Here is a 15,763-nt window from a genome sequence, read left to right on the forward strand (position 1 = left end):
GGGTGTTCCTTCGTCGGGTGGGGTTCGTGCCGGTTCGGGCAGCTGCGAGATGCTAGCGCGCACGTCGCCCGGCCTCGACGCCGGTTCAGTTCGACGCGCTGACGGCGGGGTACTTGAAGACTTCTTCAAGTTATCATGTCTTCATGTCGGCACGATCCCCCCGGCCGGCGTCCTCGGACGCCCGGGAGCCGCCCGGCAGCGTGGCGTCGGAGCGTTCCTGGGTTGCCAGCAGGGCGAGCAGGCGCAGATTGTCGTGCGACTGGCTGCCCGGGTCGGTGGTGTAGATGAACAGCGTCTGGTCGGGATCACCGGGCAGGGCCAGCGCCTCGTATCGGATGGTGATGGGCCCGACCGCGGGGTGCGTCATGTGTTTGGTGCCGTGTGTGCGCTCGTGTACCAGGTGACCGTTCCACCAGGCGGAGAACTCCGGGCTCTTGATGGTCAGTTCGCCGACCAGCTCGCTCAGCTGAGGGTCGTCTGGGTACCGTCCGGCGTACAGGCGCAGCGTGCCGACCACCTCGGAGGCGACGGTCTGCCAGTTGAGGAAGGCCTCGCGCGCGGCCGGGTCGAGGAAGACCCAGCGGGTGTAGTTGCGGTGCCGGGGCGGCAGCCGGGTCCAGTCGGTGAGCAGGGCGCGGGCCAGGGCGTTCGAGGCCAGGACGTCGGTGCGGCGGCCGACGATGAACGCCGGATGTTCGGTCATCGAGGCGATCAGCTGCTGTACAGCCGGGCGCACCCGCTGGGCCGGCAGGACTTCGGGACGGTGACGCGCCGGGCGCGTCAGGTCGGCGAGGTGCGCGCGGGCCGCGGCGTCGAGTTGGAAGACCCGTGCCAGGGCGTCGAGGACGGCTTCCGAGGGGCTGGTGTGCCGGCCCTGCTCCAGCCGGGTGTAGTAGTCGACACTCACCCCGGCGAGCCGGGCCACCTCTTCCCGGCGAAGGCCACGCACCCGCCGGCCGGGGTCGGCGGCGTAGCTGGAGAGGCCCGCCGCCTCCGGGCTGGTGTCCGCCCGGCATCTGCGCAGGAACTCGCCGAGATCTGTGCGTGCGGTCATCACTCCATGATTGCCGTCCCCCGGTGCTACGCCCAGGAGCTGGGTGGGCATGCCGTACCCAGTCAGGGCAGGGCCGCCGGCCGGTCGTTTGCGCGTTGTCGCGGGATGACTCGAACGCTCGCGGGAGCCCGGCCCCACAGGGGCCGGACACCCACGGTTGCGTGCGTTCGGCGATGCCGCTCGGGCGTCAGGTCAGAACGTGACCACGGCCTTGAAACGGGCCTTGCCGCTCCTGGCCACCTCGAACGCCTCGCCGACCCGCTCCTTGGGGAAGACGTTCACCATCGGCTTGACCGCTCCCCGAGCGACGAGGTCGAGCGCCTCGACGAGGTACTCCATGCCGTTGTGCGCGGAACCGATGACCTCGTAGCCCTGGAAGGCCACCGGCCCGGCCGGCAGCGGGAGCTCGTCGGTGGCGACGCCCATCAGCACGACCTTGCCCCAGGGCTTCAGGCCGTTCATGGCGTCCACGATCGCGGCATGCGAGCTGCTGGTGTGCATGAGGACGTCGGCGCCGCCGGCCGCCCGCAGCGCGGCGCCGTCGGCGACGACGGTGTCGGCACCGAGCTCCCGGGCGAGGTCCTGCTTGTCCGGGGTACGGGTCACCGCGGTGACGTGGTAGCCGGCGGCCTTGGCGTACTGGATGGCCAGGTGGCCGAGGCCACCGATGCCGACGACGGCGATCCTCGCGCCGGGCTTCGGGTCGACCTTGCGCAGCGCGGCCCAGACGGTGTAGCCCGCGCACAGGGTCGGGGCCGCGTCCTCGTACGGGATCCCGTCGGGTAGCAGCACGGTGCCGGCGGCGTCGGCGGCGATGTACTCGGCGAAGGCGCCGTCGACGGTGACACCGGTCAGCGTGGGGTTGGCGCAGTTGACGCCGCTGACGAAGCTGACCGGGTGCTCCTCGTGGCAGAAGTCGCAGACGCCGCAGACCTTCTGGGCCATCGGGATGCCGACCCGGTCACCGACCTTGCGCCTGGTCACTCCCGCCCCCACGGCGACAACCTCGCCCACGCCCTCGTGCCCGAGGACGAGCGGGAAGTCGTGGAAGGACAGGGTTCCGTCGGCCATCCAGACGTCGGTGCCGCAGATCCCACACGCGTGGATTCGCACCAGTACCTCGTTCGGACCGATCTCGGGAACGGCCCGATCCTCCAGCGCCCACGGCGCGTTCGCCGCGGCGATGACGGCCGCCTTCATCTGTGACATGGTCGATCCTCCTGGTGAGTCGTTGACCGCTGCTGGACCTCGCTCCGCTGGAGCGCGTCCGTCCCGGACAACGACATCACCGAGCAGGGGTGTGTGAGGCCGTGGAACTGGCCCAGCTCTTCCTGGGTACGGCAGGGCCAGGCAGCAACGACGGAACGCAGGTTCTGGGCGGACCGTCAGGGTGTCCAGACCACGTTCGGGTTGACGTGGCCGGTCCAGTCGAAGACGGCCATGTTGTCCCACTGGTTGCCGGTGCCGTTGATGTTCGCCGGGTCCCAGCCGTTGCCCGGGACCGCGTACCAGGTGGGCTCCCAGTAGAAGACCCCCGCCGCGCCGGCGTTGCGGGCCGTGTTCTGCACGTGGGTGAAGTTGGTCGCCTGGCCGGCCCACGTCGCGGGGTAGCCGGAGCACGGTGCGGAGCCGTTGACCGAGTTGGCCTCCCGGTCGGCGTTCGCCGCGGTGAACGGGTAGGCGGTCTCGGCCAGGACGACGGGCTTGCCGTAGCGGGACTTCACGTCGCTGATCACGGAGTACAGGTTGGCCAGGTCGCCGTGCCACATGCAGTAGTAGGACAGGCCGGTGATGTCCCACGTGACGCCCTTGGCGGTGATGCCGTCGTAGAACCAGCGTGCGTGGGCGTCGCTGTCGGCGTTGGCGGTGTGGATGATGACCTTCGTGCCGCTGTTGCAGGCCTTGGTGGCGTTGTACCCGGCCTTGAGCAGCAGGCTCAGGTTGGTGAAGTCGTTGTTGACGACCTTGCCCTCGTTCCACAGCATGCCGACGTTGATCTCGTTGCCGATCTGCACACTGTCCGGGGTGGTGCCCTGCGCCTTGAGCGCGGTGCAGACCTGGTAGGTGTGGTTGTAGACGTCGCTCTGCAGCGCGCCGATGGTGTGACCGGCCCACGCGGCCGGCTTGTACTGCTTGCCCGGGTCGGCCCACGTGTCGGAGTAGTGGAAGTCGATCATCAGCGCGAGACCCTTGGCCTTGACCGCCTTCGCGTCGAGCAGGACCTTCGACAGGTTGTTGTAGCCGCTGGCCGGGTTGTTCCAGAGCCGCAGCCGGGCGTAGTTGACGCCGGCGGACTTGAGCACGTCGAGCGGGTCGGCGGCGGCGCCGGCCGCGTTGTAGTAGGTGGCGCCCAGGTCGAGGCTGCGCCGCAGCGACGACACGTCGGCACCGCGCATCGTCAAGGTCGCGGCGGCGGCCGGCGCGCCGGGGACGACGGCGGCGAACGTGCCGAGCAGGACCGCGCCGGCGAGGGCGGCCAGGGTCGTTCGTGACATGAGGTCTCCCTGGGGTGTTGGCGGATCCCCCGTGAGCGCTCCCAGTCTCGAACCCCACATAGACACAAGTCAACCCGCAGGATCTGGGCAGTGGATCCGGGAGCGCTCACAGTTGGACGAGTCACACCTGGCCACGGAAAACCCCGGCCGGGTTCGGTGCCCCGGCCGGGGTTGAAGGTGTGCGTCAGTTGGAGGCGACGCCCAGCTGGGCCTCGCCGCCGTGCTCATCGCCGCCGAGGCCGCTCAGGCGGTCGCGCAGGTCGTCGACGTCACCACCGGTGAACGACGGCTGCTCGCCCTCGTCGTAGCCGGAGCTGTACTCGATGTGCTGCCCCTGCACGAGCGAGGTCGTCTCCCCCTGCTCGTAGTGCTGCTCGAAGACGCCGAACTGCTGGTCGGTGTCCGACTCCGAGCCGTGGCCCGACTGCAGCTCCTCCAGTTCGCCGTGCTCCTGCGCCGCCTCGAAGTGGCCGAAGACGTCGGGCTGGTCGCTGCCGGTGTACCCCGGGTCGAGCGTCTCCGGCTGCTCGTCGCCGGTGTAGCCGGGGTCGAGCTGGCCGCCGTCGTCGTAGTCGCTCATGCTGTCCGTCCCTCGGAAATGTCGCGGTGGGTGTTCCCGCTGAACGATAGGCGGCCGGTTCCAGTCCGCGCGGGGCAACCCAAGCGCGTGGCCGCCCGGCCGTGGCCCTCAGTCCCAGCAGAGGCAGAACGGCTTGCCGGCCGGGTCGGCGTAGACCCGCCAGTTCACGCCGCCCGAGGACAGCGTCGTGGCGCCGAGTTTCAGGACCGCCGACTCGGCCGTGTCGACGTCGTCGACCGTGACGTCGAGGTGGAACTGCTGCGGAGACCCGGGGTCGGGCCACCGCGGCGCGCGGTAGTCGGCGACCTGCTGGAACAGCACCGGCTGCGCCCCGTCCTCGCCGATCATCGCCATGCCGTCGCCCTCGTACGTGACGGGCTTGCCGAGCAGCTCCGCGTAGAACGCGCTGAGCTCCCTGGCGTCCGGGCAGTCGAGCATCACGCCCATGAGCGTGGTCTCCTGCCGCTCCGGGTACCGGCACAGGTCGAACGGGTGCCCGGCCGGGTCGGCCAGGGTATACCAGTGCTCGTTCTCGCGCAGCAGCTCGGCGCCCAGCCCGACCGCCTTCGCGGCGCCGGCGGCGAGGTCCGGCACGCGCAGGTCGAGGTGGGCCTGCTGCGGGTACGCCGGATCGGGCCAGCGCGGCGGCACATGGTCGGGGCTGCGCTGGAAGGCGATGCGCCACCCGTCCCCGGCCTCCATCGTGACCCAGTCCTCGTCGGCGTCCCGCACCGCCCACCCGCCGAGGGCGGCGTAGAACGCCGCGAGCCGCCGGGTGTCGGGTGCGTCGAGCGCCACCGCCCGCAACGTGCCGATCATCGGACACTCCCTCCTGACGTACGGCCCCGCTCAGCCCGTCGTACTTCCTTGCACAGGATCACATTGCCATCGTTCCGCGGCCGAGGGTCTCCACAGGGGTCGCGCCGGGGCGGGTCCACTGCGGCACGGGGCGGCTCGTCTCGCCCCAGCCGGGGTTCCCGTCCGCGTCCGAGCGCCAGGACCAGCACGCTTCGTGCCCCTCGGGCCAGCCCTCGGGCTTGTCCTCCCACGCCTCGCCGCGGCCGTACGGCGTCATGTCGAGCAGGCCGATGGAGTCGTTGATCCGCTCGTTGCCGCGGCCCGTCGTGGAGTAGGTGAGGAACACCCGGTCGCCGTCGCGCAGGTAGCAGGTGATGTACCCCATGTCGCCGCCGGCGGGCCCGTCCAGGCCGCGTACCGAGTACCAGGGCTGGGTGTAGCCCATGAACTCGACGAAGGCGGCGACCTCGGCCCAGCGGCCGGTGGTCACGACGGCGAACGAGACGCCACGGGCGTTGAGGTAGGAAGCGTCCCGCATGTGCCAGGCCGCGGTGGTGCAGCCCTCGCACTGCCCCTGGTGCGGCGCGCCGTCCCACCACATGTGCTTGTAGACCACGAGCTCGTCGCGGCCCTGGAACAGGTCCAGGAACGGGACCGGCCCGTCGGGCCCGACGACCTCGACGGTACCGTCGAACTCCACCATCGGCAGCCGCCGCCGGGCCGCGGCGATGGCGTCACCCTCGCGGGTGTGGGCCTTCTCGCGGACCAGCAGCTCGTCCCGGGCGGCCTGCCAGGTGGCGAGGTCGGCCACGGGCGGCCGTCCGGTCAGTGCGCTGGTCGTGTTGCTCGGCGTGGTCATGGGTCCTCCGTCATGTCTCGTGCCGTTCGCTCACCAGGTCAGACTCGCGGGAGGGCCGAAACTCGTCGCTGCGGGCGCCGGATGATCACGTGTAGTACCGTGGCGGCCCGTGAGCCTGGGCATCCTCTGGCAGGCGGTGGGACTGTTCGCCGTCACCAACGTCGACGACATCGTCATCCTCGCGCTGTTCTTCGCGCAGGGCGCCGGCCACCGCGGCACGACCCGCAACATCACACTCGGGCAGTACCTCGGCTTCGCCGGCATCCTCGCCGCGGCGGCGGCGGCCGCGTTCGGCGCCACCTTCCTGCCCGAGGCGGCCGTTCCCTACCTCGGCCTGCTCCCGCTCGCCCTCGGCGTCAAGGCCGCGGTCCAGGCCTGGCGCGACCGCGGCCGGGACAACGGGGAGGCGCCGCCGTCCCGGCCGGTGCGGATCCTCGAGGTCGCCACCGTCACGTTCGCCAACGGCGGCGACAACATCGGCGTCTACGTCCCCGTCTTCGCCACCGCCGGCCTCGGCGGCATGACCGTCTACGCGGTCGTCTTCCTGGTGCTGGTCGCCGGGTGGGTCGCGGCGGGCCGGTACTTCGCCACCCGCCCGGTGATCGCCCGGGCGCTCAGCCGCTGGGGACACGTCCTGCTCCCCCTCGTGCTGATCGGGATCGGCGTGCTCATCCTCGTCGAGGGCTTGTAGCTACGCGACGCCGCTGCGGTGGGCGTAGATGACCGCGTGGATGCGGTCCCGCAGGCCCAGCTTGGCCAGCACGCGGCTGACGTGGGTTTTCACGGTACCCTCGGAGATCGCCAGGCGGTCGGCGATCTCCTGGTTGGACAGGCCCTCGGCGATGCGTTCGAGGACGTCGCGCTCCCGGGCGGTGAGCGTGCCGAGCGGTGCGGTGTCGACGATCCGCGGGCCGGTCGCCACGAAGTGCTGGACCAGACGGCGGGTGACGGCCGGTGCGGCGACGTTGTGGCCGCCGGCGACCGCGCGCACGGCCTGCAGCAGGTCGCCGTCGAGGGTGTCCTTGAGCAGGAACCCGGCGGCGCCGGCGTGCAGGCCGGCGTAGACGTACTCGTCGAGGTCGAACGTGGTCAGGATGATCACATGTGGCGGCTCGTCCGGTGCGTGCGCGGCGCGGATGCGGCGGGTCGCCTCGATGCCGTCGATGCCGGGCATCCGCACGTCCATCAGGACCACGTCGGGGCCGGTGCCGGCGACCACCGTCAGGGCCTGCAGGCCGTCGGCGGCCTCACCGACGACGGTCATGTCCTCGGTACCGTCGAGGATCATGTGGAAGCCGGCACGGACCAGGACCTGGTCGTCGGCGATCACGACGCGGATCACGCGACCAGCTCCCGCGGCTGGGTGGCGGCGACCGGCAGGCGGGCCCACACCTCGAAGCCGCCGCCCGGGGCCGGGCCGGCCCGCAGCTCGCCGCCGAGGGCGTGGACCCGCTCGGTGATGCCGCGCAGGCCGTTGCCCGGCGCGGGTGGTGGCACCGGATCACCGGTGTCGGCCACGCGGATGGTCAGGCCCGCCGGGTCGAAGTCGAGGCCGACCGTGCAGCCGGCGCCGGGTGTGGCGTGTTTGAGCGCGTTCGTGAGCGCTTCCTGCACGATCCGGTACGCGGCCAGCTCGACGACGGCGGGCAGCGTCGGTGGTTCGCCGGTCATCCGGAAGTCGATCGGGGTGCCGCTGTCCCGGACTCCGTCGACCAGGCTCGGCAGCATGGCGAGGCTCGGCTGCGGCGTCAGGTCGGTGCCGGGGCCGGTCCGGACCAGGCCGAGCAGCCGGCGCATCTCGGCGAGCGACGCGCGGCCGGTCACGACGATGTTGGCCAGGGCGGCCCCGGTGCGGTCCGGTTCGCGGGTGAGCATGGCCTTGGCGCCCTGGGCCTGCACGACCATGACCGACAGGCCGTGCGCGACCACGTCGTGCAGCTCGCGGGTGATGCGCCCGCGCTCGGCGGCGACGGCGAGGGCGGTGCGCTGCTCATGTTCGCGTTCGAGGTCGTCGGCGCGGGCCTGCAGGGTGGCCAGGTGCGCGCGGCGGGTCCGGGCGCTGTCGGCGACCGCCCAGGTGGCGGCGAGCAGCAGCGCGGGCACGCTGACGCTCCGGATGACGTCCAGCCCGATCGGCAGGGCGTCGCCGCGCAGGATCGCGGTCGCGGTCCTGGCCACCCGGTCATAGCCGGCGGCCGGTGACCTGCCACCCGTGCCGGGGAGCAGGCCGACCCCGTTGGCCAGTCCGCCGGCGAACAGCAGCGCCTCGGCGGCGATCAGCACCCCGACGACGGTCCGGCGGGCGTGGGCCGAGCCGGCCAGGGTGTACATCGTCAGAAGCACGGCGACGTCCATCGGCGGCGCCTTCATGATCGGGTCGAGGAGGTGACCGGCCACCGAGCCGGCCGCCAGGACCATCGCGGTCAGCGGCCGGCGGTGCCGCAGCGGGATCGCGACCGCCGCGGGCACGCCGATCAGGCACCACCAGATCACATGGGCACGCCATGCCTCGACCGATCCGAATACGTCAAGAAGCTTCTCGTCCGGGTGGACGAACCAGAGCGGGGCGTTGCTCCACAGCGCGGTGGCGGCGGCGAGCACGAGGATCAGCGCCGCGTCCAGCCAGCGGCGCGTCGTGGGCTGCATCGGCCCAGCGTACGGGGGTTGCCGGGGCCTGACATCCGTCGGACGACAGATGCCGGCATCGGCCGGTCGCCAGACGCGGCACCCCGGCACGACGGTAATCGTGGACGGCATGACACGCAGACCTGTCGCGGTGATCGCCGCCCTGACCACGGTGTTCGTGCTGGCCGGCTGCTCGTCCGGGCCGAGCGGCCCGAGCGGGCCGGGTGCGTCCGCGAGCGGTGGCCTCGACGAGGAGCGGGCGCTGAGCATCGGGCGCCGCTTCGCGCAGTGCGCCCGCGACCACGGGTACCCGAGCTTCCCGGACCCCGACATACAGGACGGCCAGCTCGTCTATCCGGCTGCGGGACCCGATCTCAAGGAGCAGATCCGCACGATCATGGAGCAGCATCCCGAGTGCAAGGCGATCATGGACGAGTCCATGTCGCTGCCCGACGACCGCCGCGACCCGACGCCCAGCGCCGAGGACCTGGAGAAGCTGCGGGCGTTCGCGAAGTGCATGCGGGAGCAGGGCATCGACGGCTTCCCCGACCCGAAGCCGGACGGCACGTTCCCGCTGGTCGGCACGCCGCTGGAGCATGAGGGCGCGTCGGAGCGGGTGCTGACGGCGATCGACGCGTGCAAGCACCTGTACGACAAGAAGATCGCGATCTCGTGAGGGGCCGCTCGTGGACGGCGGTCAGCGCGGTGCTCGCCGCGGTGGCGGGGGTGGTCGGGTGGGCGGTGACCCGGGCGCCGGACGCCGAGCCGGTGGCCGGGCCGCAGCTGCGCACGACGACGGCGCCGGTGACGCGGGGCGACGTGGCCGCGCGGGTGCAGGTGGCCGGGACGCTCGGGTTCGACGGGGCGTACACCGTCGTCAACCAGCTGCCCGGCGGCGTGGTCACCGCCGTCGCGGCGCCCGGCACGGCGGTCGTGCGCGGCGCGGACCTCTTCGCGGTCGCCGGTGTACCCGCGGTGCTGCTGTACGGCGCCGCGCCCGCCTACCGGGACTTCGCGCCCGGGATGACCGACGGCGCCGACGTGCTGCAGCTGGAGCAGAACCTGGCCGCGCTCGGCGTGCCTCCCGGCACGGTCGACCGGCACTTCACCGACGCCACGGCGGCCGCGATCCGCCGCTGGCAGAAGGCTCGCGGCCTGTCGACGGCCCAGCGGACCGGGGACCTGCCGCTCGGGCAGGTCGTGTTCCTGCCCGGCGCGCTGCGCGTCAGCTCGGCGTCCGTGCAGCCCGGCCAGACCGCGGGGCCGGGGGTGCAGGTCCTGTCGGCGACGTCGACCGCCCGCGTGGTGCGCGTCGCGCTCACCGCCGCCCGGCAGGCCACCGTCCACGCCGGCGACCCGGTGAAGGTCACCGTTCCCGGGCTGAACACGCCGGTCGACGGGACCGTCCGCGAGGTCGGCACCGTGGCGACCGTGGTCGCCCAAGGCGACGGCCCGCCCGGACCGGCCACCGTGCCGATGGTCATCACCGTGACGCTGCCGGCCGGCGCCCCGGCCCTCGACCAGGCGCCCGTCCAGGTCGCGATCACCGGTGCGCGGCATGAGAACGTCCTGCTCGTACCGGTGACCGCCCTGCTCGCCGGCGAGGGCGGCGGCTACCGGGTCGCCGTCGTCGACGGTGCCGGTCGGCGCCTGGTCACCGTGACGACCGGCCTGTTCGACGAGCAGGCCGGCACGGTCGAGGTCACCGGCGACCGGCTGGTCGAAGGCGTCCAGGTCGAGGTGCCGGTCACGTGAGCGATGCCGTCCTGCGCCTGCACGACGCCGGCCGGACGTACCCCGGCACGCCACCCGTCGAGTCGCTGCGCGGGGTCGACCTGACCGTCCGCGCCGGCGAGCTGGTGGCCGTGGTCGGCCCGTCCGGATCGGGCAAGACCACGTTGCTCAACCTGGCCGCCGGCCTGGACCGGCCGACGTCCGGCTCGGTGCGGCTGGCCGGCCGGGCCGTCGAGGAGCTGACCGACCGGCAGCTGTCCGGCCTGCGGGCACACTCGCTCGGTGTGGTGTTCCAGCAGTTCTTCCTGATGGAGCACCTGTCCTCGCTGGACAACGTGGCCAATGGCCTGCTGTACCGCGGCGTCCCCGCCGCCCGGCGCCGCCGCGCGGCCGCCGAGGCCCTCGACCGCGTCGGCCTCGCGCACCGCGCCGGCCACCCGGCCGGCAGGCTTTCCGGCGGCGAACGCCAGCGCGTCGCGATCGCCCGCGCGATCGTCGGCCGACCGGCACTCGTCCTCGCCGACGAGCCGACCGGCAACCTCGACAGTGCCGGTGGCGCGCAGATCCTCGCCCTGCTGCGCGAGCTCAACGCCGACGGCGTGACCCTGCTCGTCATCACCCACGACCCCACCGTCGCCGCCGCTTGCCCGCGACGGGTCGAACTGCGCGACGGCCGCGTCGTCGCCGACTTCGCCGACTCGGAACGGACCCCATGAGATCTCAGGTACGCGCCGCCGACCTGCTCCCCCTGGCCACCGTCGGCATCCGCAGCCGCCCGCTGCGGGCCGCCCTGTCCACGCTCGGCATCGCGATCGGCATCGCCGCCATCGTCGCCGTCCTCGGCATCACCCGATCGAGCCAGGCCGACCTGCTGTCCCGGATCGATCGGCTGGGCACGGATCTGCTCACCGTGGCCAACGGCACCCGCGTCGGCGGCGACGAGGCCAGGCTGCCCGAACACGCGGCCGTCGGCGTCGCCCGGACCCCGGGGGTGCGGAAGGTCACCGCGACCGCGGGCGTGCCACACGTCCAGGTCTTCCGGACCGACCGGATACCGGCGTACCGCGGCGGCGGCATCGAGGTCCGCGCCACCGAACCGGCACTGCTGGACACCCTCGACGGGCAGCTCGCCACCGGCGTCTTCCTCAACGAGGCCACCGGCCGGTACCCGGTGGCGGTGCTCGGCCACGACGCGGCGTCGGCGCTCGGCATCATCCGCGTCGACCCCGGCACCCGGATCCGGGTGGGCGAGCACTGGTTCACCGTCGCCGGCGTCCTGCGCCCCCTCGAACTCGCACCGGAGGTCGACCGGGCCGTCCTGATCGGCCTGCCGGTCGCGGCGGAGTACTTCGCCTACGACGGCCACCCGACCCGCCTCTACGTCCGCACCGACACCGCCCGGACCGCGGCGGTCGCCGGCCTGCTGGGCCGGGCGACGAACCCGGTCGAGCCGAGCAGCGTCACCGTCAGCCGCCCGTCCGACGCCCTCGCCTCCCGGCTGATCGTCGCCGGCTCGACCACGTCACTGCTGCTCGGCCTCGGCGCCGTGGCGCTGCTCGTCGGCGGCGTCGGCATCGCCAACATGATGGTCATCGCGGTCCTCGAACGCCGCACCGAGATCGGCTTGCGCCGCGCCCTGGGCGCCGCCCGCCGCCACATCGCGGCGCAGTTCCTCACCGAGTCGCTGCTGCTGTCCGCGCTCGGCGGCGCGGCCGGCACCCTGCTGGCCACGGCGATCACGTACGCCGTCGCCGCGTACCGCGGCTGGCAGCCGCTGATCCCGGCCACCGGCGTCTGGGCGGGCCTCGCGGCGGCGCTCGTCATCGGCGTGGCGGCGGGGCTGTACCCGGCCACCCGAGCCGCCCGCCTCAACCCCACCGACGCGCTGCGGACGTCCTGAGCGCCCACCGACGCAGATGTCAGGCAGCGGACGATCCTGCCGCGTAAAAGCCGACTCCGTGGGCCGAGATCCGGAAGCTACGATCACTGGCCCTGACAGCCGGAGGGCGTTGACATGACCGGGCAAGTGCAAGCATCGACACTGTCGAGTGGCGTCGAGTGGGCCCGGCGGCTGGGAGTCGCCGCCCTGGCCGGCGGCATTGCCGGGCTGGTCGCCGGCGGCGTCGGCGGGCGGCTGTTCATGCTCGTCCTGGCCCGCCTCAACGACCCCCGGGCAACCGGGGTGCTCAGCGACGACGGCTTCGTCATCGGCCGGTTCACCCTCGCCGGCACGATCAACCTCCTGCTGGTCAGCACCGTCTTCGGCGTGATCGGCGGGCTGGTGTGGGTCGCCGTGCGGGGGCTGCGCTTCGGTCCGCGGTGGTGGCGGCGGGTCAGCGTGCCGCTCGGGGCCACCCTCGTCATCGGGGCGATGATGGTGCACAGCGACGGTGTCGACTTCACGCTGCTCGACCCGCCACTCGTCGCCGTTGCCCTCACGCTCGGCGTCCCGCTGCTCGCGACCGTGGTCGTCGCCTGGCTCGGCGACCGCTGGATCGGCAGCGACCGGACCGTCTGGCAGCGGATGCCGGCGGCGGTCGCCTGGACCGCCAGGGTCGCCTTGACCCTGTTCGCCGGCTGGGCCCTGGTCGACCTCGCGACCACGATCAGTCGCATCCTCTGACGGACGGCCGAACATCGCCCGATCCGGGTGAGTGTGCCGGGACCCGGCGGAGCTTGCTTGGTACGAAAGACCTGTGAGGCTCGCGCCCACGACAGGTTCGATCTGGTGCGACCAACCCCGACGCGCATCCACGGAGGCCACGTTGACCACCATGACGACCGATCTCGACACGTTGTCCGTCAACACCATTCGCGGCCTGTGCATGGACGCGGTCCAGCGAGCCGAGTCCGGGCACCCGGGTACCCCGATGGGCATCGCTCCGGTCGCGTACACGCTCTGGCAGCGGTTCCTGCGGTTCGACCCGGCCGATCCGATCTGGCCCAACCGGGACCGGTTCGTCCTGTCCGAGGGCCACGCCTCGGTCCTCCTCTGGTCACTGCTGCACCTGACCGGGGTACGCGCGGTCGACCCGGACTACGAGGTACTGGGGCGTCCCTCGGTCACCCTCGACGACCTCAAGAGTTTCCGCCAGCTCGACTCCCGCTGTCCGGGCCACCCCGAGTACCGGTGGACCAGCGGCGTCGAGACCACCACCGGACCGCTCGGTCAGGGCGTCGCGACGTCGGTCGGGATGGCCGTGGCCAGCCAGTGGCTGGCGGCCCGGTACAACCGGGACGGCTTCACGCTCTTCGACTTCGACGTGTACGCGCTCGCCGGCGACGGCGACATGATGGAAGGCGTCTCCGCGGAGGCGGCCTCGTTCGCCGGCCACCAGAGACTGTCCAACCTGTGCTGGATCTACGACTCGAACCGCACGACCATCGAGGGCCACACCGACATCACCTTCACCGAGGACCTGGCCGAGCGCTTCCTGGCGTACGGCTGGAACGTGACGACCGTCGCGGACGCCAACGACCTCGACGCGGTGGCGCGCGCACTGCACACCTTCCGCGCCGAACACGAGCGGCCCACGCTGGTCCTGGTGCACAGCCACATCGGATACGGCTCCCCGGTGGAAGGCACCGCGAAGGCCCACGGCGAGCCCCTCGGCCCGGAGGCCGTCCGGGAGACCAAACGGTTCCTCGGCATGCCCGAGGACACCGACTTCTACGTTCCCGACCAGGTCCACGACTGGTTCGCCCGGGGCATCGGCGCGCACGGCAGCGCGGCGCGTGACGCATGGCGGTCGACCTTCGAGTCGTACCGCGCGCGGCATCCGCAGCTGGCCGACGAGATCGAGCGGATGCAGCGACGGGACCTTCCGGCCGGCTGGCAGGACGCGCTGCCCACCTTCCCCGCCGACGCGAAGGGCATCGCCACCCGCGACTCCTCGGGCCGGGTGCTCAACGCGCTCGCGCAGGCGGTGCCGTGGCTGCTGGGCGGCTCGGCCGACCTCGCACCGTCCACCAAGACCCGGCTCACGTTCCCCGGCGCCGGTGACTTCCAGGCCGACGACCGGTCCGGGCGCAACTTCCACCTCGGTGTCCGCGAGCACGCGGCGGCAGCGATCGCCAACGGAATGGCGCTGTCCAAGCTCCGCCCGTACTGGTCGGGTTTCCTGATCTTCTCCGACTATGCCCGCGCCGCGATCCGGCTGTCGGCCCTGATGGAGATCCCGACCCTGCACATCTTCAGTCACGACTCGATCGGTGTGGGCGAGGACGGACCGACCCACCAGCCGGTCGAGCAGCTTGCCTCGCTGCGGGCGATGCCGGGGTTGCTGGTGTTCCGGCCGGCCGACGCGAACGAGGTGGTCGAGACCTGGCGGGTGGTCGCCGGGCTGCGGCGCGAGCCGGCGGCACTGGTGCTGTCCCGGCAGCCGCTGCCCACCCTCGACCGCAGCCGGCTGGCCGCGGCGTCCGGGCTCGCGATGGGCGGGTACGTGCTGGCCGACGCGCCGTCCGGCGATCCGGACGTGATCCTGCTGGCCACCGGTTCGGAGGTGGCGCTGGCGCTCGCGGCCCGCGACGAGCTCGCCGCCGGCGGTGTCGCGGCGCGGGTGGTGAGCATGCCGTGCTGGGAGCTGTTCGACCGGCAGCCGCGCCAGTACCGCGAGCAGGTGCTGCCCCCGGCGGTACGGGCCCGGGTCGCCGTCGAGCAGGCGTCGACGCTCGGCTGGGAACGGTACGTCGGGGACGCCGGCGCCGTCGTCGGCATGCACACGTTCGGGGCGTCGGCGCCGCTCAAGCACCTGTTGACGAAGTTCGGGTTCACGCCGGAGCGGGTGTCGCAGGTCGCCCGGGAGCAGGTGGCCGCGAACACCTGACCGCCGTCCGCGAAAAAATCGGCACGTGCCCGGGGCTTGCGCACTAACTCTATCTAGGTAGATATTAGCGGCATGGCACGTGAACGACGTCCGTCGGCGCAGACCGCGGCTGTGCTCGTCGCCCTCGCGCGGGCCGGTGCGCAGTGGAGTCACGGGTACGACCTGTGCCGCACGCTGGGGCTGAAGGCCGGCACGGTGTACCCGATCCTCATCCGCCTCACCGAGCGCGGGCAGGTGGAGACCGCCTGGGAGAGCGACCCGCCGCGCGGGCGGCCGGCGCGCCACCTGTACCGGCTCACCAGCTCGGGGGCGGCGCTCGCCAGTACCGCGGAAGCATCGACCCACGCCGACCAACCCGCACCCACGCCGGGCGTGACCCGGCTTGCGCCTCGGATCGTCTGACCGCCGCTGCCGCAACCGGAGGCCCCGATGCTCTACACGCTCATCATCCCGATGGTGCTCGCACCCGCGCCCATCATCGCGATCGCGGTGCTGGCGGTCCGGCTGCGCGCCGGCCGGTTCGCGACCCGGCTGCGGGCCTCGCTGCGGGACGGCAGCCGACGCCCGATCCGGCAGGGGCTGGTCGCCGTCGCCGTCGGCACGGCGGCGGTCACGTTCGCGCTGGAGCGCCTGTACCTCGCCATGGTCACGAGCGGGCCGCGGTGGGAGTTCGACGTGGTACTGCTGGCCCTCACCCTCGGGCTGCTCGTGTCGGTCGGGTGCGCCGTGCTCGCCGGGCTGGCCGCGGCCGCGGTGGCCCGCGTGCGCGGGTTCGGCGCCGGCACCGTG

Annotated in this window: 17 protein-coding genes; 9 read left to right on the forward strand and 8 right to left on the reverse strand. The window is 72.5% G+C overall.

The window, feature by feature from the left end:
* Positions 1-133 precede the first annotated feature (133 nt).
* The 6 genes from ABZS66_RS05340 to ABZS66_RS05365 all read right to left on the reverse strand — a co-directional run bounded on the left by ABZS66_RS05340 (position 134) and on the right by ABZS66_RS05365 (position 5,786).
* Entirely contained in the window at positions 134-1,054 is a 921-nt protein-coding gene (locus ABZS66_RS05340) for a helix-turn-helix transcriptional regulator (protein ID WP_354755371.1), read from the reverse strand.
* A 192-nt stretch (positions 1,055-1,246) separates the two neighbouring features.
* Positions 1,247-2,263 (reverse strand): alcohol dehydrogenase catalytic domain-containing protein, encoded by a 1,017-nt coding sequence (locus ABZS66_RS05345; protein ID WP_354755373.1) that lies wholly within the window; start codon positions 2,261-2,263, stop codon positions 1,247-1,249.
* Between the two features lie 176 nt (positions 2,264-2,439).
* Complete coding sequence (locus ABZS66_RS05350) at positions 2,440-3,549, reverse strand: glycosyl hydrolase 53 family protein (RefSeq protein ID WP_354755375.1); 1,110 nt, start codon at positions 3,547-3,549, stop codon at positions 2,440-2,442.
* Positions 3,550-3,733: 184 nt separating this feature from the next.
* A complete protein-coding gene (locus tag ABZS66_RS05355; RefSeq protein ID WP_354755376.1) occupies positions 3,734-4,129 on the reverse strand; it encodes a hypothetical protein in 396 nt (131 codons plus the stop codon).
* A 108-nt stretch (positions 4,130-4,237) separates the two neighbouring features.
* On the reverse strand, positions 4,238-4,948 hold the full coding sequence (locus ABZS66_RS05360) for a VOC family protein (protein WP_354755377.1): 711 nt from the start codon (positions 4,946-4,948) through the stop codon (positions 4,238-4,240).
* A gap of 58 nt (positions 4,949-5,006) precedes the next feature.
* Positions 5,007-5,786 (reverse strand): DUF899 domain-containing protein, encoded by a 780-nt coding sequence (locus ABZS66_RS05365; RefSeq protein ID WP_354755379.1) that lies wholly within the window; start codon positions 5,784-5,786, stop codon positions 5,007-5,009.
* Between the two features lie 109 nt (positions 5,787-5,895).
* Between ABZS66_RS05365 and ABZS66_RS05370 the strand changes: the two genes are divergently transcribed.
* Entirely contained in the window at positions 5,896-6,477 is a 582-nt protein-coding gene (locus tag ABZS66_RS05370; protein ID WP_354755380.1) for a cadmium resistance transporter, read from the forward strand.
* Here ABZS66_RS05370 and ABZS66_RS05375 read toward each other — a convergent pair whose 3' ends face one another.
* Both ABZS66_RS05375 and ABZS66_RS05380 read right to left on the reverse strand, forming a co-directional pair.
* Positions 6,478-7,128, reverse strand: coding sequence for a response regulator transcription factor (locus ABZS66_RS05375; protein ID WP_354755382.1), 651 nt, complete (start codon positions 7,126-7,128; stop codon positions 6,478-6,480).
* Complete coding sequence (locus ABZS66_RS05380) at positions 7,125-8,432, reverse strand: histidine kinase (protein ID WP_354755384.1); 1,308 nt, start codon at positions 8,430-8,432, stop codon at positions 7,125-7,127. The genes ABZS66_RS05375 and ABZS66_RS05380 overlap by 4 nt, the downstream gene beginning before the upstream one ends.
* Before the next feature lie 109 nt (positions 8,433-8,541).
* On the opposite strand from ABZS66_RS05380, the gene ABZS66_RS05385 reads away from it, so the two are divergent.
* From ABZS66_RS05385 to ABZS66_RS05420, 8 genes are all read left to right on the forward strand, one after another.
* Positions 8,542-9,087 carry a hypothetical protein gene (locus ABZS66_RS05385; RefSeq protein ID WP_354755386.1) on the forward strand — a complete coding sequence of 182 codons (546 nt, stop codon included), beginning with the start codon at positions 8,542-8,544 and terminating at the stop codon, positions 9,085-9,087.
* On the forward strand, positions 9,084-10,166 hold the full coding sequence (locus tag ABZS66_RS05390) for a peptidoglycan-binding domain-containing protein (protein ID WP_354755387.1): 1,083 nt from the start codon (positions 9,084-9,086) through the stop codon (positions 10,164-10,166). The genes ABZS66_RS05385 and ABZS66_RS05390 overlap by 4 nt, the downstream gene beginning before the upstream one ends.
* A complete protein-coding gene (locus ABZS66_RS05395; RefSeq protein ID WP_354755389.1) occupies positions 10,163-10,861 on the forward strand; it encodes an ABC transporter ATP-binding protein in 699 nt (232 codons plus the stop codon). The genes ABZS66_RS05390 and ABZS66_RS05395 overlap by 4 nt, the downstream gene beginning before the upstream one ends.
* Positions 10,858-12,045: an ABC transporter permease gene (locus tag ABZS66_RS05400; protein WP_354755390.1), complete on the forward strand. Its 1,188-nt coding sequence runs from the start codon at positions 10,858-10,860 to the stop codon at positions 12,043-12,045. Before ABZS66_RS05395 ends, ABZS66_RS05400 begins: the two co-directional genes overlap by 4 nt.
* A 114-nt stretch (positions 12,046-12,159) precedes the next feature.
* A complete protein-coding gene (locus tag ABZS66_RS05405; RefSeq protein ID WP_354755391.1) occupies positions 12,160-12,768 on the forward strand; it encodes a hypothetical protein in 609 nt (202 codons plus the stop codon).
* A 151-nt stretch (positions 12,769-12,919) separates the two neighbouring features.
* The gene (tkt, locus tag ABZS66_RS05410) at positions 12,920-14,974 is read left to right on the forward strand and encodes a transketolase (RefSeq protein ID WP_354755393.1); all 2,055 of its coding nucleotides are present in this window, start codon (positions 12,920-12,922) and stop codon (positions 14,972-14,974) included.
* A gap of 72 nt (positions 14,975-15,046) precedes the next feature.
* Entirely contained in the window at positions 15,047-15,376 is a 330-nt protein-coding gene (locus ABZS66_RS05415; RefSeq protein WP_354755395.1) for a PadR family transcriptional regulator, read from the forward strand.
* Positions 15,377-15,403: 27 nt separating this feature from the next.
* A partial coding sequence (locus tag ABZS66_RS05420) for a hypothetical protein (RefSeq protein WP_354755397.1) occupies positions 15,404-15,763 on the forward strand: 360 nt, incomplete at its 3' end.

The organism is Dactylosporangium sp. NPDC005572, from assembly GCF_040605515.1.
GTDB lineage: Bacteria > Actinomycetota > Actinomycetes > Mycobacteriales > Micromonosporaceae > Dactylosporangium.